The sequence below is a fragment of the Prevotella sp. P2-180 genome (assembly GCF_002251435.1).
GTDB lineage: Bacteria > Bacteroidota > Bacteroidia > Bacteroidales > Bacteroidaceae > Prevotella.
In genome coordinates, this window is the sequence record NZ_NPJI01000090.1 from 185495 (window position 1) to 207034 (window position 21540).

Below are 21540 nucleotides of genomic sequence, written 5' to 3' on the forward strand. Positions count from 1 at the left end.
TTTCTATTTTACCGTGATTAGATAGTAATTTTTCTTCCCTCTTTGCACTAAAAGGTACTTTTTGTCTATCAAATCGTCGGTTGTGATGACACGGTCAAACGAAGCGAGCTTCTCTTTGTTGAGTGAAACACCGCCACCCTGAACGAGCTTTCTCATCTCTCCCTTGCTGGCAAATACGGGTGCAGCCTGTGTGAGAATCTCCACGGCGGGCTGGTTTAGCTTGTCGGCATCGATAGTAAACTGGGGCACTCCGTCGAAGATGTCGAGCAGTGTTTGCTCGTCGAGCTTAAGCAGCGAGTCTTTTGTAGACTTGCCGAAGAGGATGTTGCTTGCCTCAATAGCCATGTCGAGAGCCTCCTGAGAGTGAACGAGAATGGTGGTTTCCTCTGCCAGACGCTTCTGTAGTATGCGTCGTCCCGGATCCTGCTTGTGTTCTTCCACGAGGGCGTCGATGGTAGCCTTGTCGAGACTTGTGAATATCTTTATGTAGCGTTCAGCATCGTCGTCGCTTACGTTGAGCCAGAACTGGTAGAACTTGTATGGCGAAGTACGTTTCGGGTCGAGCCAGATGTTTCCCGACTCAGTTTTTCCGAATTTCTTTCCGTCCGATTTTGTTATCAGCGGGCATGTGAGTGCAAAAGTCTCCACTTCGTTGCCGAGTGTGCGTCTGATAAGTTCTGTACCTGTGGTCATGTTTCCCCATTGGTCGTTTCCTCCGAGTTGCAGTTTGCAATTTTTGTGCTGGTAGAGGTAGAGGAAGTCGTATCCCTGCAGCAGCTGGTATGTGAACTCGGTGAAAGAGAGTCCGTCGCGTGCAGTACCGTTGAGTCTCTGTTGTACGCTTTCCTTAGCCATCATATAGTTCACGGTGATGTGCTTACCTACCTCGCGTGCGAAGTCGAGGAAAGTGAAATTCTTCATCCAGTCGTAGTTGTTCACCATTTCAGCCTTATTGGGAGCGTCAGTGTCAAAGTCGAGGAATTTCGACACTTGCTGTTTGATGCATTCCTGATTATGGCGCAGAGTCTCGTCATTGAGCAGGTTTCTCTCTTGGCTTTTACCCGACGGGTCGCCAATCATGCCTGTTGCACCTCCAACAAGAATGATAGGTTTGTGTCCGCAATGCTGCAGGTGGCGCAGCATCATTATGCCACAGAGGTGTCCGATGTGCAGTGAGTCTGCAGTAGGGTCAGTGCCGAGATATGCGGTCACCATTTCCTTTTGTAGCAACTCTTCTGTTCCTGGCATTATTTGTGCCAGCATTCCACGCCATTTTAGTTCTTCGATAAAATTCTTCATAATTCAAGTATTGTCTTTAACTCCTTAACTCCTTAACTCCTTAACTCCTAACCTCCTTTTCAAGGCACCGGGTCATATCCGCTTCCTCCCCAAGGGTTGCACCTAAGAATTCTCCATATCGCCAGTGCGAGACCCTTTATCGGTCCGTGTTTTATTATAGCCTGGCGAGCATATTCTGAGCAGGTTGGAGTAAATCTGCATGATGGCGGTGTGAACGGAGTGATGAAACGTCTGTAGAAGAGTATAGGCATCAGTAGTGTCCATTTAGCCAAAGCTGAAATGAAATTAACGATTTTCCTCATTATGAAGACTGTTAGCCACTTTTTCACTTAGTCTTGCAAGAAGTTTCCTTATGCTTTCCTCTATGGTTTCAGAAGTCATCAACTCGTCGGCAAGATATATGAACGCCAATGCGAATTTTTTGTTTTCACATTTCTCAACCTCAGATATCAGTAAGGCCTTATTTTTTCTGTAAGCCTCTCTGATTTGTCTTTTCACCCTGTTCCGTTTCACAGCTCTTTTAAAGTGCCTTTTTGAAACGCTGACCATCACTTCCACCGGTACATCGTCCATTTCAGCTTGCATGTATACCATTCTTATGGGGAAAACCACCATCGAACGATTGCCGCCGCTGAAGAGTTTATCGATAGTCTTCCGACTGACGATATGTTCTTTTTTGCTAAATGTCAGTACCGGTTTATCCATCATTATTTATTCAAGTATATCAGTTTGGCCTACCTCCTTGTCCTATTCTTCTTCGTGTTCAAGAAGGTAGTGTTGAAGTGCTCCGGTCATCGAGGGATATTTCTCAGTAGGAGCCTCGAGGTCGAGTCTAAGTCCAGCTTCTTTCACTGCACGTGCCGTTGCGGGTCCGAATGTAGCAATGACAATGTCTTTCTGCTTGAAGTCAGGGAAGTTTTTTGTCAGGGCGTCAACACCCACAGGACTGAAGAACACAAGCATGTCGTAGTCGAAGTTTGCCACTTCTTCCTCAGTGAAGTCATTGCTCACTGTGCGATACATCACACATTCCGTGTGTTTAAGGTTCTTTGAGTCAAGCAGTTCCTTTATATCGTCATTGTGAACATCGCTCATTGGCACGAGATATTTCTCGTTTTTGTGCTTAACCATTTGTGGCAGGATATCGGCCACCTTACCTGTAGAGCCGAAGAAAATCTTGCGTTTACGGTAAGGAACATATTTTTGGATGTATAGTGATATGGCTTCTGTGACACAGAAATATTTCATATCCTCAGAGATGTTTACCCTCAGTTCCTTGCATAGCTTGAAGAAATGGTCGATGGCATGGCGCGACGTGAATACGATGGCAGTATAGTCGGCAATGCTCACCTTCTGCTGGCGAAATTCTTTAGATGTCAGTCCCTCTACCTTTATAAAAGGACGGAAAACCAAGTCCACGTCAAATCGTTCAGCAATGGTGTAATACGGCGACTTCTCGCTTGTTGGCTTTGGTTGTGAAACCAAAATTTTTTTAATCATCTTGTCCTAAAAATTTATGTTCAAATAGTTACCTGTTATGGCCACGGCACCCCAAAAGGCCGCCATAGGCACTGCTTCGAGAGCGCAAAAGTACAAAATTATTTGGAAAAAAGGGTGTATTTGTCGAAAAAAGATTGCATAACTTTTATAAAAGGTAAGCAATTTAACAAAAACTACCACTATTAGGCTATAAATAGTGATACTTTGTATAGGTATGTCAAAATATGACCTTACCATTACTGCTGGAAAAATCATCACTCCTTCCATGGATATCAAGAAGAGTAACGTTTTTTGCCATTGTACGTTTTTTTTACGTTCGAAGAACACGCTGTTCACTATTGCATATATTGCGCTCTTCAAAATGTAGTACGATAAGTTCATGCCAAGGAAGATGGCTATGAGGTGATATTGCGAACTAAGTATGAACGTAGTGCCTATGTAGTGGGTGGTGTAGAAGTATTGTAGCAGCGACCAAAGAAGACTGGTGAGTACAACCATGAAAAACTGGAATCTTATCTCTATCGATGTCTCGCTGATGCTGCTTTCCCGGTGTGAGAGATAGAAGCAGCTTTTTAGTTGTCTCATGAAAAACATCTTTGACTTTGAGAGCGACACCATGACAATGATGAAGCTCAAGATGAGAAGTATGGTTATTGTGTCGTCGCTTTTTACGGTATATGGCACAGGGTCGCCCGCCACACCATATCTTCCGCCGGCTATTTCCGGGTGTAAGAGAGTGTCTTTGGAGAAAAACGACTCCTTGTAGTATTTGGGTATTTCGACGTCCTTGATGCTTTTTCCTATTTCATGTCCTGGAATGTGGAGCGTGTCAGGCCGTGAACTATATCTTATTTCCTTGGGTTGGAATGTGGCTTGTATTGCAGAGTCCTGCTGTGCGGGCGTGGCATCCTTAGGCAGCATCCTTAACACTTGGTAAGGATGCTGCGGTTTTGCCGGTCGTGTTTGTTCTGTCGCCTCGGGCAACAATATGTTGTTTTCAACAGTTATTGAGTCTTGGTGCATTATTTGTCCTCGTGGGTGGGTTGTCAGATGCCAAACTCCTTCTTTATCTTGTCAACGCAGTCGAGCTTTTCCCATGTGAAGAGTTCCACGTCGATGGTTTTTGTCTCGTGGTAGTGGCTCGTAAATGTCTTTTTCTTTTTCTCGGGCTTGCGTCCCATGTGTCCGTACGCGGCAGTTTCGCTGAATATTGGCTGGCGCAGTTTCAGTGTACGCTCGATGGCTTTCGGGCGCAGGTCGAAGAGTTTTTCTATTTTCTTTGCAATCTCTCCGTCAGTCATGTCGACATTGCTTCTGCCGTATGTGTTGACATATATGTTCATTGGCCGTGCCACTCCGATGGCATAGCTTATCTGCACCAGCATCTCGTCTGCCACTCCAGCCGCCACCATGTTCTTGGCTATGTGTCGTGCGGCATAAGCGGCAGAGCGGTCCACCTTGCTTGAGTCTTTTCCGCTGAAAGCTCCGCCACCGTGAGCACCCTTGCCTCCGTAAGTGTCCACAATAATCTTACGTCCGGTGAGTCCCGTGTCACCGTGAGGGCCTCCGATAACGAATTTTCCTGTAGGGTTGACATAGTACTTTATGTCGTCGCCGAATAGTTTCAGTACGTTGTCGTTGGTGATTTTCCCTTTCACTCGAGGCATTAGTATGTTTATCACGTCTTCGCGGATTTTGGCGAGCATGGTGTCATCGTCGGCAAACTCGTCGTGCTGTGTTGAAACCACGATGGTGTCGATGCGCTCAGGAATGTTGTCGTCGCTATACTGCACTGTCACCTGGCTTTTTGAGTCAGGTCTGAGGTATGTCATGAGCTTTCCCTCCTTGCGTATTTCAGCAAGAGTCGACATTATCAGGTGAGCCAAGTCGAGAGACACAGGCATGTAGTTGTCGGTTTCGTTTGTGGCGTAACCGAACATCATGCCTTGGTCGCCGGCACCTTGTTCGTCTTCGTTTTCGCGGTCAACACCCCTGTTGATGTCACCGCTTTGTTCGTGTATAGCGCTTAGAATGCCGCAAGAGTTACCATCGAACTGATATTCCGCCTTGGTGTAACCGATGCGTTTTATAGTATTTCGTGCAATGGTCTGCAGGTCGATGTAAACCCTGCTGCTCACTTCGCCCATTATCACTACCTGGCCGGTGGTAACAAATGACTCGCAAGCCACACGCGCCTTTTCGTCGTAGGCCAGGAACTGGTCTAGGATGGCGTCCGATATTTGGTCGGCCACCTTGTCGGGATGTCCTTCAGAGACTGACTCTGATGAGAATAGGTATGACATAATCTTTGTGGTTTATATAATATAATAATGTGAATTGGGATGCAAAGTTACTTATTAATTGCGTATCATGAATGAAAAGCCAATCTTAATTAACTTTTATTATCATATCAAGCATCATAGGCTCTGCATGTCGTTTAGTCGTTTGTAGTAGCCGTCGATAGAGAGGAGTTCGTCGTGTGTTCCCCGTTCCACTATCTCCCCTTCGTGAATGACGCAAATCTCGTCGGCACTCTTTATTGTAGACAGTCGGTGTGCAATGGCCACTGTGGTACGAGTCTTCATAAGTCGCTCGAGAGCGTCCTGCACTAGTCGTTCGCTTTCTGTGTCGAGAGCCGATGTAGCTTCGTCGAGTATGAGTATTGGCGGGTTTTTCAGTATGGCGCGAGCTATGCTCACTCGCTGCCGCTGTCCTCCCGACAGTCGGCTTCCACGGTCGCCCACGTTAGTGTCCATTCCGTTTTCCGACTCCATGATGAAGTCGTAGGCGTTGGCTATTCTTGCCGCCTCTTCTATCTGTCTGTCGGTGGCTCCGTCCACTCCGAATGCAATATTATTGCGGAAGGAGTCGTTGAAGAGTATGGCTTCCTGGTTGACATTACCTATGAGCTGCCTGAGGTCGTGTATGCCAAGGTCTTTCACGTTCACCCCGTCGATGAGCACTTCTCCCTCCTGCACGTCGTAGTATCTTGGTATCAAGTCTACGAGAGTCGACTTGCCGCCTCCGCTTTGTCCTACGAGAGCTACTGTCTTCCCCTTTTCTATGGTGAGGTTGATGTTTCTGAGAATCCACTTCTTGTCATATTTGAACGAGACATTGCGGAATTCAATATTGTGCTTAAACTCTTTGACGGCAAACGGATTTTCTTTCTCAGTGATGTAGTTCTCAGCATTGAGAATCTTGTCGATGCGTTCCATCGAAGCCAGTCCTTTCGGAATGTTATACCCCGCTTTTGAGAATTCTTTCAGGGGGTTGATAATGCTGTAGAGCATCACGAGATAGTAGATGAACGTAGGTCCAGACAGCGAGGCGTCGCCGGAGAGCACGAGTATACCACCGAACCATAGCACTATCACGATCATCACAGTGCCGAGAAACTCGCTCATCGGGTGTGCCATCTGCTGGCGAATGTTCACCCTCATGATGTCGTTACGGTACTGGCTGTTCACCTTGTCGAATCTGTTGTTCATCTTTTCTTCGGCACAAAAAGCCTTCACTATGCGCAGTCCGCCGAGAGTCTCCTCCACCTGGCTCATGGTGTCGCTCCAAAGAGCCTGCGCCTTTATGGAATTCTGTTTCAGCTTTCTTCCCACCATTCCCATAAACCATCCCATCACAGGCACGAACACGAGAGTGAACAGTGTGAGTTGCCATGAGATGATGATGAGAGTGGAGAAATAGGCAATAATGAGAATCGGGTTTTTAAACAGCATGTCGAGCGACGACATTATGGAGTTTTCCACCTCAGCCACGTCACCGCTCATCCTTGCGATGATGTCTCCCTTTCTCTCTTCAGAGAAGAATCCCAACGGCAGCGACGTGATCTTGCGGTAGAGCTGGTTTCTTATGTCGCGCACCACACCTGTTCTTATAGGAATGATGGTGGCGGAAGACAGGAAGTAGGCACCAGTCTTGAGGAATGTCATGAAAGCGAGAAAAAGCCCTATGACCAGCAGCGTCGTTGTAGGCCCTATGTCAGCAATGAGAGCCCCGATGTAATAGTTGGCGTTGTTGGAGAACGCCTCCTGAAGGTTGTCCCAAGTGATGGTCATCAGTTCCTGGGGAGCCTGCGAGCCGTCGGTCTGGAACAGAATCTGCAGAATAGGAATGATAGCCATAAACGAGAAGATGTTCAGTATGGCCGACAAAATGTTAAACACCACCGACCACACAAGATATTTCTTGTATGGAGGAACAAACCTTCTTAGAACTTGTATGAACTCTTTCATGTTGCTATGGTAATAATTTCTATTTCACTTCTTCACCCATCAGTGTAGCGCTTGAACTTCCAGTTATTCTTACCTTTACAATTTCTCCTATATGGTGGTTTCCCTTGTCAAACACCACCATTTTGTTTTGTTCCGTCCTTCCGCAGAGTTGCTCCCTTGATCGTTTGCTGAATCCTTCCACAAGCACGTCAAACACCTTTTCTTCGTCCTTTTTGTTAGCCTTTGCCGACATTTCAGTCTGAAGGTGTATCATCTCGTTGAGGCGTCTTATTTTCACGTCCTCAGGCACGTCGTCTGGCAGGTGTTTTGAAGCGTAAGTTCCAGGTCGTTCAGAATATTTGAACATAAATGCAGAGTCATATCCCACCTCTCTCATCAGCGACAGCGACATCTGGTGGTCCTCTTCCGTTTCGCTGTGATAACCCACGAAAATGTCGGTCGACAGTCCGCAGTCAGGGATGATGCGTCTGATGGCAGCCACTCTGTCGAGATACCACTCCCTTGTGTATTTTCTGTTCATGAGTTTCAGAATCCTGTTGCTGCCGCTCTGCACAGGCAGATGGATATGTTTGCAGATGTTAGGCATCTCCGCTATCACCCTCAGCGTCTCGTCGCTCATGTCCTTAGGGTGCGAAGTGGTGAATCGAATTCGCATGTCGGGAGCAGATTCCGCCACTTTTCTAAGCAGCGCCGGGAAGTTTACGGAGCCGCAGAGGTAAGAGTTCACGTTTTGTCCCAGCAGGGTCACCTCTTTAAATCCCCTTTCGTTCAGGTCGCTCACCTCTCTCAGTATGCTATCCACGTCACGGCTTCTCTCCCTTCCTCTGGTATAAGGCACTATGCAGTAGTGGCAGAAGTTGTTGCATCCTCTCATGATGCTAACAAACCCGCCTATTTTTGTTCCGTGCAGTCTTTGCGGCACAATGTCCTTATACGTCTCCGAAGTCGAGAGTTCAATGTTTATGGCCTTGTGTCCGGTTTCCGCCTGAGCGATGAGGTCAGGCAGGGTAAGATAAGCGTCAGGTCCCGCCACGAGGTCAGCGTGGTGGTTTTTCAGCAAGTCTTCCTTCACCCTTTCCGCCATACACCCGAGCACCCCGATTATGAGTTTATGTCCCTTTTTCCTTTCCGCATTCAGAGTGTCGAGTCTGTTATATATTTTTTGTTCCGCATTATCTCTTACGGAGCAAGTGTTGAGAAACACCGCGTCAGCCACGTCGAGGTTGTCGCAAGTCTCGTATCCAGCCATGAGCATAACCGAAGCCACAACCTCCGAGTCAGCCACATTCATTTGGCATCCGTAAGTTTCGATATATAATTTCTTCATTGTCAATAAGTTTGAAAATTGCGTGCAAAGTTACAGAAAAAAAACCATACTTCAGCCATTTTGCCGAAAAAATACCTAAAAAAATAATTACTACTTTCTAAGAAGATATAAATAATCCTAAAAATGAATATCATATTTCGAATTTATAAATCAAATAAGTATATTTGCAATGTTATTCGCATAAATTTTGCCTATCCTAATTAATTACAATAAAGAAAATATGAAGAAAACAATATTTGTCATATGTCTGTTAGGGACGTTTGCCGCTTACGTGCATGCCCAGAGTAAAGTAAAGTGTTTTGATTTCGGTTGGAAATTCACAAATCAGGAAATAACAGACGGACAATCAGTTTCGCTTGACGACTCCAAGTGGAAAAGTATCGACCTACCACATGATTGGGACATCAGTCACAGTCCAGTAGCCAATGCCCCAACTGGCAAAGGAGGAGGATATTTTCCCGCAGGAAAAGGATGGTATCGAAAGCATGTGAAGGATTCGGAACTAAATGTGAATGAAGGTGAAACCATGTGGCTTCACTTTGAGGGAGTATATCAGGATTGCAAGGTGTATGTCAACGGCAGACAGGCGGGCAATCACTTCTATGGATATACCCCATTCAAGGTAAATATCACTCCGTATATCTGCAAGGGGATGAATACTATTGCAGTAATGGTGGATAATTCACGTCAACCAAACTGCCGGTGGTATAGCGGTTCGGGAATATATCGCCACGTATGGCTTGAGACATACGACAAGAACAAGATGGACGATCCACAGAAGCTTTTTATACGCACAGAGAGGATTTTTGGCATTTCAGCCGACGGAACACATGCCGACTCAGCAGCAGTGCGAGTTACTTATGACAACCAATTGGACGAGACACGCATGCTACGCAATGTAGAGCTATGGTCGCCCGACAGTCCCAAGCTATATGACATCAAGGTAGGTGAGTTGACGGTGAAGCACGGTGTGCGCACCTTCAGTTATGACGCAAAAAAAGGATTTTTGCTCAACGGCCAGCCGACACTTATCAATGGCGCATGCGTGCATCACGACAATGGAGTGTTGGGAGCTATGGCATTTGATGCTGCCGAGATACGCAAGGTTAGACTGATGAAGGAGGCTGGATTCAATCTCATACGCACATCTCACAACCCCCAGACTCGTGCCATGCTCGATGCCTGTGACAGTTTGGGCATGATGGTGGTGGATGAATCATTCGACGGATGGTATTCGGAGAAGAATCCTTATGATTACCATATATCTATCGACTCATGCTATACCGAAGACATCACCGCCATGGTGCTTCGCGACCGCAACCATCCTTGCATCATATCATACAGCATTGGAAATGAGGTGATTGAGCGCAAGGATATTCGTGTGATTCATACAGCCGGCAAATTCAAGAATGTCATAACATCACTCGACAACACACGTCCCGTGACCGAAGCCTTATGTGCATGGGACAGCGACTGGGAAATCTATGACCCTCATGCTGCCGTGCTCGACATCGTGGGCTACAACTATATGATGCACAAGGCAGAAAGCGACCATGAGCGTTGCCCTGAGCGTGTGATGTGGCAGACAGAAAGCTATCCTCGCGATGCTTTTGCCAACTGGAAGCACACCGTTGAGCGTCCATATATCATAGGCGATATGGTATGGACGGGCCTTGACTATTTAGGGGAGTCTGCCATAGGCCTTTGGCATTACGAGAATGAACCCAGGGATGAACATTGGCAAGCGGAGCATTTCCCTTATCATGGTGCATATTGTGGTGATGTAGATCTGACTGGATGGCGCAAACCGATTTCTCATTATCGTGACATGTTGTGGAACGTGGAAGAAGGTGCTGCTGATGTCTATCTGGCTGTTCGTGAACCAGATTACTATGTTAATGGACATGTGACGGAAACGATGTGGTCGGTATGGCCTACATGGGAGTCGTGGAACTGGCGTGGATGGGAAGGAAAAGACATCGAAGCTGAAATCTACACCAAGGCTCCCAAAGTAAGACTCTATCTTAATGACAAGCTCATTGCTGAAAGGGATGTAAACATTGACACTCAATACAAGGCTGTGATTAAACTGCCTTATCAGCCTGGCATCCTAAAAGCAGTGTCAGTGGATGCCAATGGTAAGGAGATGGCTGAAAGCACACTTCGCACCAGTGGAGAGCCAGCCGCCATCCGCTTGACCCCCGACCGCAAGATTATCAGTGCCAACGGTCAAGACCTTGCCTTCATCTATGTTGATGTTGTGGATAAGGACGGGAATATTGTAGCTGATGCTGACATTCCTGTCACTGTCAGTGTAAAAGGACAGGCTTCATTGCTTGCTGCGGCAAGTGCCAATCTGAAAGACCTTGAACCGAAAACTTCTCCTAATGTGACAACATACAAGGGAAAAGCCATTATCGTTGTGCGCAGTGGAAGAAAAGCAGGAAAGGCTATCATATCAGCCACCATGCCCAAAGAAAACGGTAGTAAAAGTACATCGTTGACAATAACTTGCAAGTAACCAAATCGCCTGACTTGTAGATACGTTTAATAATCAATGGTTTAACCTTGAAAGATGTCGAGTGTAGAGTTGTAGCGACATCCCTATTGCCTCAACCATCTCATCATATCTTCACATGAATGAATTCGGTGTTGCTTGGTTCTATGTCTATGTTGCCATTGTCTGTCGGGTTGACAGGTTGTGCCGACTGGGCGTCGACAGTGCGCGAAATGGTGGTGCCTTTCTGATGTTTCAGCATGTCGTCGGTAGGGTCTATTGTGAGGTATGTTGCAATGTTGTCTTTGTTCAGTAGTCTTAGTCTGATTGTTGCAGTTGGTTGTTTTCCGAGGGGAAGTCCAAAGGTATTGAAATGACCGGTTATGTGCTTGTCGTTGGTGTATTCTACGTGGAAATACATTGCGGCTGTGCTGTCTGATCGTGTTCCGCTTATGATGTCTACCGACCGCGCCACTCCTTCTATCGACGCTTCTGTGCAGTCTTTTATGTTGTTGTTGTCGTTGAGGCTTATGTCGATATTGTATGTAAACACCAAAGGTTTCACTTCTGCCGTTTCTACCTCGTTTCCTTTGGTCACCAGTAGGGTGGAGTAGAGCTTGTCGGGCATGTATACGATGGGATGTCGTCCGATATAAGCCTGTTCGTTGAGCCTGTCTGTTGTGGCTGTTGCCATGACGTTGTTTTCTGTGTAGTATACTTTTGTGGTTTTAGTGTCGTTGTATATCAATATTGTAGTGTATGTATCGTATATTTCAACCCTCTGGTCTTCAGTTGTATAGCTTGTGTCGAGATATCCGTTTTCGTCAAATAAGTCAAAATGCCATCCCTTTGGTATGTTTTCGTCGTTACATACCACAGAGACGGCAATAGTTTTAGTGCTTTCGTTTTCTGGGTCGATATAGTTGCATGACGTGAATAGAAGAGACACGACTATTGCAATGACGAAAGCTTTGTTCATATATGTCCGTTGTCTTATTTGACAATCGACGTCATTTTGTTTCTCACTCCCTTGTATCCTTTCAGGAAGGCCTTTGCCGAGCCGAAGCTTAGGAACATGTCGAGTCTCACCGGTATGTGGTTGGCATCGTCGGTGACGTAGAATCTTATTAGTTCGTGGTTTTTACCGTCTTCCCTTTCGATGAACGAGAATACGAGACATCTGAACTTCTGTTTCGACTCTTCCATTTCGAATGTTTCCTTTCCCTGATATTTCAGCCAGGAGTTTGACAATCGCTTGGCGTCGCTGATGGGCATTGGGATGTTTTCTCCTACCTTCATCTTCGAGGCGTCGAAGTTTCTGGCCCTTAGGAAGATGCTCATCATGTCGTAGATGCAGTCTTTGTATTTCGACTCTTTCCATACGTGCTCGCCGCTGTTTTCTATTCTGTGCTGCTTCAGGTGGCATGTGTTTTTCGGGTAGCTGTACCATATTTCGTCAACATAGTATCTGTCGCCTTCCCTTGCTCCCTTTCTGAAGTAGAGTGGGGCGAGGTCTTGCGTGGTGTAAGAGAGCAGAGTGTCTCTGAGGGTGAACACCTTGTCGAGCTTGCTGTTGCTGCGTGTGGTGAGGCTGCTTCTCCATGCAGTCTGTCCCTTGTAGCGTGACTGCACTGTGCTCATAGATGCCGATCCCACCTTCACCCATACGAATTTCCAGTTGAAGTACAGGTCGTATGACAGGTATTCACCCGACTTGAAAGCCTTGTTCTCTATGCCGCATTGTGCGTTTGCCGTCATTGCAGCCGTTGCCAGTACCATAGCCAGCAGTATTTTTCTAAAGAAGTGTGCCATGTCGTTATAATTTATGTTTGTTCAACACCTTTTTGTAGTCAATGCCCAACTTGTTAGCCCTTTCCGCATTTCTGTTTTGCAGTTTCTTTTCCTTTTCCGACTTTTGCTTCTTTATGGCGTCGGGCTTTTGTCTTGTCAATGGAGTGGCGTTGACGTCCCATCCGATGGTGATGTCCCATTTTTCTTTTGTCTCCACCACTTTTGGGTAATAGTACATCTCTTCGGGCTGCAGGTCGGCATAGTAGTCGCCGGTGTCCCATATTCCGTTGCCGTTTCTGTCAACAAACGCCCTAAGGTATAGTTTCTCTGCCTTGAGATAGTAGAATTCCGCCGCCCCGTCGACGACTACGGCTTCTTTCTTCACCGCGTCGCTTGAGCTGAGCAGTTGCACTATTACAGTCGCGCTGTCGGCATTTAAGCCGCTCACGTTGACAATCAGCGATCCGAACTCGTCGTTGGAGCTCACCTTTATACCTTCCTTTCTTGGAGCCGAAGCCAGTCCGTAGATGTCGATGAAGGCAGCGGAGTCGAGTTCGAGGCTATATTCCACGTCAGGTCTCCATTCAGCCCTGAGCATATATTTCCTGATGTTTCCCTCAATCTGTTGCCATTCAAACCTTGCGTTATACCAAAGAGTGTCGATTTTTGAGTAGAGATGAATCTTTGCCGTGTCGCATGTTGCCAATGGTGTAGGCATGGTGAAGAAGACATTTTGCTCAGGTGTGATTTTTCCGTTGCCTGTAATTTGCAGTTCAAGCGGTTTAGGTGCCATGATGGAGTCGTAGCTTTCACCCCTTTTCTTCTTTTTGTCCTGCTCTTTCTGCCATTTCTCTATGTCTTTCATCTTTTGTTTCATTCGTTTCTCATACGACATTTTGGGTATCATCTCCAGCGTGTCGGTCTGCATCACGAGTGTTCCTGTAGAGTCTGTCATGAGGTATTTCGCTTCTATCGTGAGCGAGTCGCAGTTTACTAATGTCGTGTCTTTTATCCAGTAGGTCACGGTGTCTTTTTTCAGTGTTGACTCTACCACGAAGGCGCTGTCGGAGTTGAAGTTAAGACCTTTTATCTTTGGCAGCGAGTCGTTGCCGTAGCTGAAGAAGAAGTTCAGCCGGTCGGGTTCGCTTCTGTCGCTTTTCACGAGATACCGGTCTGTTTGTTTCACGGCGAAAGCCCTCAGCACAATGTTGTCGGGATAGAAGTGAGTGTAATTTACGCGTGCGATGGAGTCGATGCGCAATGTGTCTCGCCACACGGTGTCTTGTCTTACGTCAGGTTTGGCGTAAGGTTCGAAGGTTTCGTGGTTGAATGCTATCATCTCGCTTTTCTGGCTGTAGATATAGTCGCCGTCGGCATCCTGTAGTGCGTATACCCTGTAAGTGCCCGGTGCGACACCTTTTATCACGAATCGTCCGCGGCTGTCGGTGCGCGACACCCTTATGAAAGGTTTACGTGCGAACACCGTGTCGGAGAGGTCGTCGTAGAGTCCCACGAGAATGCCTTTCACGGGTTCGAGGTTGCTGGCGTCGAGCACGTTGCCCGAAACCTCAAATGTGTCTATCCTTTCGCCTGTGGAGAAGCTGTAGGTATAGTTGCCCATGGGGTTTCCCTCGTTGTTGTCGCTTATGGCGTCGGAGAAGTCGATGGTATATGTGGTGTTGTCCTTCAGTGAGTCATTCAGTTCCACGATAATGTTCTTTCCCGAGCTTTTGATGTCAGCAGGTTCTATCTGTGGTGGCGACACGACCACCTTATTGCTGGCATCCTCCAGTTTTATGAATTCGTCGAAAGTGATAGTCACTTTCTTCGACTTAACTTTTGTTCCCTTTTCTACCGGATTGGTCGATACCACACGTGGCGGAGTGTCGTCAAACCATCCACCGTCAGGCTGTCCCATTCTTGCACACGACACAATCATTGTCAGCAAAAGGGTAACAAAAAACCATTTCTCTTTCTTCATTCCACCCTCTTTAATCTTTTAATCTTTTAATTCTTTAATCTTTTAATTTTTTAATTTTTTAATTTTCCTTGTTCATTCCCAGCAGCTGGTCGATGATGTCCCGGCTGTTGCTCAGTCGTGGCACCTTGTGCTGTCCGCCCAGTTTGCCTTTCATTTTCAGCCAGTCGTTGAAGAGGTTGTGTCGAGCTACTACTATTTCCAGGGGCTGTAGAGTGATGTCCTTATGTCGTTTAGCCTCGTAGTCGCTGTTTATCTCCTGCATATTTTTGTCGAAGAGGTCGGCAAAGCGGCTGAGGTCTTCCGGTTCCTTTGAGAATTCTATCAACCACTGGTGGCGGCATTTTCCCTTGGAGTCCATAAACACCGGCGCTGCAGTATATTCCAGCACCTGAGCTCCAGTCATCCGGCAAGCGTAAGCCAGACCTTTTTCCGCGTTGTCAACAATGAGTTCCTCGCCGAAAGCGTTGATAAAATGCTTTGTGCGTCCGGTGATTACAAATTTGTAAGGGTTTGTAGACGTGAATTTCACTGTGTCGCCTATGACATATCTCCATAGTCCGCACGAGGTGGATATGAGCATGGCATAGTTGCGTCCGGTCTCCACTCCCCAGAGAGGCACCACGGTAGGCTTTTCGCTTCCGAACTCGTCCATAGGTATGAACTCGTAGAACACGTCGTAGTCGAGCATCAGCAGCATAGACTTGTCGGCAGGGTCGTCCTGCAGTCCGAAGAAACCCTCGCTGGCATTGTATGTTTCCATATAGTGCATGTCGGGCTTGGTGATGAGTTGCTCGTATTGTTTTCTATAAGGAGTAAACGCCACTCCACCGTGGAAGAACACCTCGATGTTTGGCCACACCTCCTCCAAATGACTTTTTCCCGAGAGTTCCATCACTCGGCTCAACACCGACAGCATCCAAGAAGGCACACCGCTGAGGTTGGTCACGTTTTTCTTCAGTGTCTCATGAGCGATCCTGTCACGTTTCACCTCAAAGTCAGATAGCAGGGCAGTCTGTTTCTTAGGCACCCTTACCAAGTTAGCCAGAGGGTTGATGTTCTCTATGAGGATGGCGCTGAGGTCACCCACGAGGCTTCCGTGGATGTTATAGTTAGGAGAATGGCTACCGCCGAGTATCAGGGCACGTCCGTCGAAGAGTCTGCTCTTGGGGTAGTTGCGCAGGTAGAAAGCCACAGCGTCGGTACCTCCGTTATAGTGAATGTTGTGCAGTCCGTCCTCGCTCACAGGAATAAACTTGCTTTTGTCGTTGGTGGTGCCCGACGACTTTGCATACCATTTCACCTTTCCCGGCCACAGTATGTCACGTTCACCATGCCTCATTCGGTCGATGTCGCCCTTGAGTTCCTCATAGGTGTTGACAGGCACGTTATGAGAGAAATCCTCATATCCCTTGGCAGTAGAAAAAGCATGGTTACGGCCATATTCAGTGTCAGAGCCACGCTTGATGAGGCTTTTCAGCACGTCGCGCTGCAGTTGCTCGCCTTGGGTGTAATGCCTTTCAAGTTCCACTTGACGAGGCACGAATACTTTTCTTATAAATTGAGTTAAGCTCATAATCTGTTACTTTGAACGTGCAAAATTAAGCGTTTCTTTTGTAAATCGTGAATAATTCACATTATTTAATGTAATCTAAGGACATGATATGAATTAAATTGCCTATTTTTGCACAAAATATTCAAATATGGGAAACAATAATATTATTAGCAAAATACGGGCTCATTTCAACATTATGCCCGACAAGGAAGACGAACAAGAGATAATCAGTCAGATTACCAGCGGCATCAGTTTCAGGGGAGCCAACCTCTGGGTGCTCATCTTTGCCATCTTCACCGCCTCGCTCGGACTGAACGTCAACTCCACGGCCGTCATCATCGGCGCAATGCTCATATCGCCTCTCATGGGGCCAATCATTGGCATGGGACTTGCCATGGGCATCAACGATCTCGACCTTCTTCGCCGTGCAGCCAAAAACTTTGGTGTAGCCACGCTCATCAGTGTGCTCACAGCCATGGTCTACTTCCTTATCACACCGCTTGGCGAAGCCCAGTCAGAACTGCTTGCCCGCACCTCGCCCACCATCTACGACGTGCTCATAGCCACCTTTGGCGGTGCCGCCGGCATTCTTGCCCTCTGCACCAAGGGCAAGGGAAACGTCATTCCGGGCGTAGCCATAGCCACAGCCCTCATGCCTCCGCTTTGTACGGCAGGCTTCGGTCTTGCCACAGGACATTTCTTCTATTTCCTTGGCGCTTTCTACCTCTTCTTCATCAACACCGTGTTCATCAGTCTCGCCACATACGTAGGCGTTCGCCTCATGCACTTTGAACGAAAGGAGTTCAAGACGCCGGGACTGGCAAAGAAGGCGCAGAGAATGGTTATGGGCATTGCCATCGTGACCATGATACCTGCAGCACTGATGACCGTAGGCATAGTGCGCCGCAGCATTTTCGACAACAATGTCAACCGCTTCCTAAAGGTAGAACTATCGCAAAACGGCACGCAGATTATATCAAGCGAAGTGGACAAAAACAAATCGGTGCTGAACATTGTGGCTGTGGGACGCGAGATAAAGGACTCTACAAAGAAGGAGGCTGAAAGGCGAATGGAGCAATACGGACTGGCACAATACTCGCTCAACATCATACAGGGAGAGCAGTCAGACAGCGTGCTCAGGCTCAACTACAGGCTTTCGCAGATAAACAACAGCAGGGAAGACGAGAAAAAGAAAATCATGGAGATGTCGGCACAGATTACCGACCTCAACAGTCGTCTCTCCGACTACACACGTCTTGAAACCATGTCGTCTGACGTGAGCAGTGAGATGAAAGCCCTTTTCCCTCAGGTGAAGACCATCAGCCTTTCGCGTGTGGTTGAGGCCAACCGCGACACTTCCGCCACTCGTCGTTTCGTGGCAGCCATCATTTCTCTCGACGGCAGAAAGCGTATGACTCCCGAAGACACAAAGAGGCTGCACGACTGGTTGCAGACAAGGGTGAAAGCAGACAGCCTTGCAGTCTATTCTTCTTCAACGAGATAGGATGGATATAAGAACAAAGCCGGTCGTAAATGCATTACGACCGGCTTTGTCTATATGAGCGATTATTGTTGTTATTTCTTCAGTTCCTCAGGAATCACTGGCATGGCACCGTTTTGGGTGCAGACATAGGCGCTGACGTTTACGCCTATACGATGTGCCTCGGCAATCGGTTTGCCATTGAGGATTGAGGCTACGAACGAACCAGTGAACGAGTCGCCGGCACCTACAGTGTCTGCCACCTCCACTTTCGGGGTCTCAAGATAAGACATGGCACCCTTGGAGAACACATAGCTGCCGTTGACACCACATGTGAGCACGAGCATGTCGAGGTCGTACTTGCCGAGGATGAGCCAGCACTTGTTTTCGAAATCCATGCCTGGATAGCCAAACATACGACCGATGAGCACCAGTTCCTCGTCGTTGATTTTCAGTACGTTGGCGCGCTTCAGCGACTCCTGAATTATCTCCTTGGAGTAGAAATTCTGACGCAGGTTGATGTCGAAGATGCGCATGCAGTCCTTGGGAGCGGCATCGAGGAAGCGGTAGATGGTTTCGCGCGACACCTTGTTGCGCTGGGCAAGAGAGCCGAAGCAAACGGCACGACACTTCTTTGCCAATGCCTCAATCTCGGGAGTGAACGGGATGTTGTCCCATGCCGAACCCTCCTTGATGTCGTAGGTGGCAATACCTTCCTCGTCGAGACTAACCTGCACCTGACCCGTTGGGAAATCCACACGAGGCATCTCGAGTTTCAAACCATTAGCTTTCAATGCCTCTATTGTCTCATCGCCAAGGGCATCGTTGCCCACTGCACTCACTGCATAAGAATCAAAGCCAAACTGTGAAGCGTGATAGGCGAAGTTGGCTGGCGCACCACCAATCTTTCTGCCTTCTGGGAGGCAATCCCAAAGAGCCTCGCCGAGGCCCACTATTATTTTATTGTCCATATATTTGTTATTTTGAAGTTTTAATGCGCGAGATATAAGTGAAGAGGTAAATAACACCGAGTGCCATCACAGCCACAGCACCTGCTTGTCCAATTGCATCGCTGGCTATTCCCATGAACAACGGGAAGATGGTTCCACCGAAAAGTCCCATAATCATGAGTCCACTGATTTCATTCTGACGCGACTTGTCGGAGAGAAGTGCCTGGGTGAACACAAGCGAGAAGATGTTGGAGTTGCCATAACCTACGAGGGCGATGGAAACATAGAGTATTGTCTTGGATGTGCCAAAACCGAGTCCTAGCATTGCAAGTGCCATCATCACAACACTGATGACAAAGAACAGGCGGTTGCTTATGACACGAAGGAAGAATGAACCTGTGAGGCAGCCTATGGTACGGAAGATGAAATAGAGTGATGTGGCGAAGGCAGCATCGTTGAGTGTCATCTCGTGACGTTCCATGAGTATCTTCGGTGCGGTGGTGTTGGTACCGACATCGATGCCTACATGGCACATAATACCGAGGAACGACAGCAGGATAACAGGGCGAGAGAGCAGTTTCACACAGTCGAGAACCGAAGATGCATTGTCTGCAGGTTCTTCCTCAATAGGGGTGGAGAGCAGGAATATGCTTGCCAGAATACCTATTATCATATATACGGGGAATAGCACTCTCCAACCGAGACCGAAGGTGGGCATTGTTGCCATCGCACCCCACATGGCGATATATGGAGCCATAAACGAGGCTATTGCCTTTACAAACTGTCCAAAGGTGAGTGTGGAAGCGAGATTGCCGCCCTTAATCACCGACGATACCAAGGGATTCAGAGAGGTCTGCATCAGTGCGTTGCCTATGCCAAGCAAAGAAAACGACACGAGCATCAGAGGGAACGACTCGCCGAAGAGTGGCATCAGAAGCGACACTACGGTCACTACAAGCGAGACGAGAACGGTATTCTTGCGTCCGATCTTGTTCATCAGCATTCCCGTAGGTACGGAGAAGATGAGGAACCAGAAAAATACCAGAGACGGCAATACGTTAGCTGTTGAGTCGCTCAGTTGTAAATCTTCTTTTACATAGTTAGAGGCAATGCCGACCAAATCGACGAATCCCATGGCGAAGAAGCATAGCATCACGGGAACTATAGCCATTTTATTTGTTTTGCTCATGATTATCAGATTTTGAGTTTGTAGATTGTAGCCTTTGCCTTACCCTTCACGATGAGCTTGTTGTATGGCTCGGATGGGAACACAAGATTGGTCATCGACATCTTTCCGTCGCCTTCAAACATTTCAATGCTGCAGCGGTCGACGAAGATACGCAGGGTTTTTGCCTGTCCGTAGGTAGGAGAGGTTACTATGCATGGGAAGGCTTCGCTGAACGAAACGTCGCCACTGCGACGGCGGTCGAAGTCGATGGTTTGTTCAACAGCATCGTAGGTGATAACCACTTTTTCTCCCTTACTGTTGCGCAATGTGAGTTGGGCGTCACCCTTGAGCTGTACAACTATCTCACATGTCTCCGACGGTGAGCTGATGCGCTGACCGCGCACTGCATCCATCTCCTTGACTGGAGAGACGCTGCAATAGGTTTCGCCATTATATTCAAACAAGCCAAAGTCGCGTGCAATTGAGTTGGCAGAGCGGAACTGCTTTGTAGGCACTTGGTTGGCATACTGCCAGTTGCTCATCCATGCTATACCGACACGGCGTCCTTCGGGAGCGTTGTCGAAAGTAATGGTTGCATAGTGGTCTTTACCGTAGTCCATCCACTTGGTCTCAGAAGGCTCGTCCTCGCAAGTGAACTTATGTCCGTCAAACTCACCTATAAAATATTGTGTAGCAGAACCGCCGAAAGGTCCACCAGGGTTGATGTTGCAGATAAGCATCCACTTTTCCTTGTCGGTGCCAGCCACTTTCATCTTCATAAGGTCAGGGCATTCCCAAACACCACCATGGTTGCCATACTCAGCACCAAAATCACTCTCGTGCTTCCATTCCTTCAGGTCTTTTGACGAGTAGATGCTCATCTGCTGGCCAGCAGCAAGAATCATGTTCCAGAATCCAGCTTCAGCGTTCCAGAAGACGTGTGGGTCGCGGAAGTCGGGCACATTAGATGTGATAACGGGGTTGTTTTCGTATTTAGTGAATGTCTTGCCGCCGTCGGTGCTGTAAGCCATCGACTGCGTCTGTCTTGCTCCGGCAGAAGTATAGAAAGCCACTATGGCATTGTTGCCGAAGCTAGCGGTATTGTTTTTGTCAACCACGCAGCATCCACTGAAGATGGTTCCGAGCGCATCGGGCGTTATTGCCGTGGGTTCTGCTTTCCAATGCACGAGGTCGGTGGATGTGGAGTGTCCCCATGTCATGTTCTCCCATTGTGAACCGTAGGGGTTGAATTGATAGCAGAGATGCCATACACCATCCTTATAGAACATACCGTTGGGATCGTTCATCCATCCATACTGTGGTGTGTGATGATAGACAGGACGATGTTTCTCTACATTCTTTGTGTCGAAAGAGTCGGAATAGCTCATACGCTTCCAGCAGGCAAAGTCGTTGATGGCTCCCGTAGCTCGCGTATTGCCATTAAAGGAGATGTCGAAGAGTTCGCCTTCTCCCACCTCGTAAGGCACGAAATAGTCAACTTTGTCAACCGCCAGTCTGCAATTCAGAGTCTTTACAAGCTGGTTGTTGCGCACCACCCTTATGTGGGCGTATTCCTCTTTTTCCTCAACAGGCAGGAGCAAGAATTTTTTCTGCTTGTCGAGTCTTAGCATAGCATGTCGGTCGCCGAGAATTTTCGGAGCCACCTGTGCATTACATCCAAGAGCCATGAACAGAGCGGCGAGGCATGCGATTGTTTTGTTCTTTTTCATATCGTTATTCAATTT

The 21540-nt window shown here is 47.6% G+C and carries 17 protein-coding genes; 2 read left to right on the forward strand and 15 right to left on the reverse strand.

Features of this window, described 5'->3' with window-relative positions; all coding sequences use genetic code 11:
• Positions 1–3: 3 nt before the first annotated feature.
• The 8 genes from tyrS to miaB form a co-directional block, all read right to left on the reverse strand.
• Positions 4–1302, reverse strand: a complete 1299-nt coding sequence (gene tyrS, locus CIK98_RS12915; protein ID WP_094384856.1) for a tyrosine--tRNA ligase — start codon at positions 1300–1302, stop codon at positions 4–6.
• Positions 1303–1358: 56 nt separating this feature from the next.
• A complete protein-coding gene (gene yidD / locus CIK98_RS12920) occupies positions 1359–1601 on the reverse strand; it encodes a membrane protein insertion efficiency factor YidD (protein ID WP_094384858.1) in 243 nt (80 codons plus the stop codon).
• On the reverse strand, positions 1585–2004 hold the full coding sequence (gene rnpA, locus CIK98_RS12925; protein ID WP_094384923.1) for a ribonuclease P protein component: 420 nt from the start codon (positions 2002–2004) through the stop codon (positions 1585–1587). The genes yidD and rnpA overlap by 17 nt, the downstream gene beginning before the upstream one ends.
• Positions 2005–2046: 42 nt before the next feature.
• Positions 2047–2799, reverse strand: a complete 753-nt coding sequence (locus CIK98_RS12930; RefSeq protein WP_094384860.1) for a uroporphyrinogen-III synthase — start codon at positions 2797–2799, stop codon at positions 2047–2049.
• 6 nt (positions 2800–2805) lie between these two features.
• The gene (locus CIK98_RS12935) at positions 2806–3822 is read right to left on the reverse strand and encodes a DUF4271 domain-containing protein (RefSeq protein WP_094384862.1); all 1017 of its coding nucleotides are present in this window, start codon (positions 3820–3822) and stop codon (positions 2806–2808) included.
• Positions 3823–3845: 23 nt separating this feature from the next.
• Entirely contained in the window at positions 3846–5102 is a 1257-nt protein-coding gene (gene metK, locus CIK98_RS12940) for a methionine adenosyltransferase (protein ID WP_094384864.1), read from the reverse strand.
• A gap of 114 nt (positions 5103–5216) precedes the next feature.
• Positions 5217–7049, reverse strand: coding sequence for an ABC transporter ATP-binding protein (locus CIK98_RS12945; RefSeq protein ID WP_094384866.1), 1833 nt, complete (start codon positions 7047–7049; stop codon positions 5217–5219).
• 19 nt (positions 7050–7068) lie between these two features.
• Positions 7069–8376, reverse strand: a complete 1308-nt coding sequence (gene miaB, locus CIK98_RS12950; RefSeq protein WP_094384868.1) for a tRNA (N6-isopentenyl adenosine(37)-C2)-methylthiotransferase MiaB — start codon at positions 8374–8376, stop codon at positions 7069–7071.
• A 220-nt stretch (positions 8377–8596) separates the two neighbouring features.
• Between miaB and CIK98_RS12955 the strand changes: the two genes are divergently transcribed.
• Positions 8597–10897 carry a glycoside hydrolase family 2 TIM barrel-domain containing protein gene (locus tag CIK98_RS12955; RefSeq protein WP_094384870.1) on the forward strand — a complete coding sequence of 767 codons (2301 nt, stop codon included), beginning with the start codon at positions 8597–8599 and terminating at the stop codon, positions 10895–10897.
• 103 nt (positions 10898–11000) lie between these two features.
• On the opposite strand, the gene CIK98_RS12960 is transcribed toward CIK98_RS12955, so the two are convergent.
• The 4 genes from CIK98_RS12960 to CIK98_RS12975 are packed head-to-tail and all read right to left on the reverse strand — an operon-like array spanning position 11001 to position 16218.
• Positions 11001–11852 carry a DUF5119 domain-containing protein gene (locus CIK98_RS12960; RefSeq protein WP_094384872.1) on the reverse strand — a complete coding sequence of 284 codons (852 nt, stop codon included), beginning with the start codon at positions 11850–11852 and terminating at the stop codon, positions 11001–11003.
• Between the two features lie 14 nt (positions 11853–11866).
• Positions 11867–12685 carry a DUF3108 domain-containing protein gene (locus tag CIK98_RS12965; protein ID WP_094384874.1) on the reverse strand — a complete coding sequence of 273 codons (819 nt, stop codon included), beginning with the start codon at positions 12683–12685 and terminating at the stop codon, positions 11867–11869.
• A 4-nt stretch (positions 12686–12689) separates the two neighbouring features.
• Positions 12690–14645 (reverse strand): Ig-like domain-containing protein, encoded by a 1956-nt coding sequence (locus CIK98_RS12970; RefSeq protein ID WP_094384876.1) that lies wholly within the window; start codon positions 14643–14645, stop codon positions 12690–12692.
• 58 nt (positions 14646–14703) lie between these two features.
• On the reverse strand, positions 14704–16218 hold the full coding sequence (locus tag CIK98_RS12975) for a GH3 auxin-responsive promoter family protein (protein WP_094384878.1): 1515 nt from the start codon (positions 16216–16218) through the stop codon (positions 14704–14706).
• A 175-nt stretch (positions 16219–16393) separates the two neighbouring features.
• Between CIK98_RS12975 and CIK98_RS12980 the strand changes: the two genes are divergently transcribed.
• Positions 16394–17701 carry a DUF389 domain-containing protein gene (locus tag CIK98_RS12980; RefSeq protein WP_253249732.1) on the forward strand — a complete coding sequence of 436 codons (1308 nt, stop codon included), beginning with the start codon at positions 16394–16396 and terminating at the stop codon, positions 17699–17701.
• 71 nt (positions 17702–17772) lie between these two features.
• On the opposite strand, the gene CIK98_RS12985 is transcribed toward CIK98_RS12980, so the two are convergent.
• Genes CIK98_RS12985 through CIK98_RS12995 form a run of 3 tightly spaced genes read right to left on the reverse strand, consistent with a single transcriptional unit; the run spans position 17773 to position 21525 of the window.
• A complete protein-coding gene (locus CIK98_RS12985; RefSeq protein WP_094384882.1) occupies positions 17773–18648 on the reverse strand; it encodes a carbohydrate kinase in 876 nt (291 codons plus the stop codon).
• Between the two features lie 7 nt (positions 18649–18655).
• The gene (locus CIK98_RS12990; RefSeq protein WP_094384884.1) at positions 18656–19816 is read right to left on the reverse strand and encodes an MFS transporter; all 1161 of its coding nucleotides are present in this window, start codon (positions 19814–19816) and stop codon (positions 18656–18658) included.
• A 5-nt stretch (positions 19817–19821) separates the two neighbouring features.
• On the reverse strand, positions 19822–21525 hold the full coding sequence (locus CIK98_RS12995; RefSeq protein WP_094384886.1) for a DUF4980 domain-containing protein: 1704 nt from the start codon (positions 21523–21525) through the stop codon (positions 19822–19824).
• Positions 21526–21540: the final 15 nt, after the last annotated feature.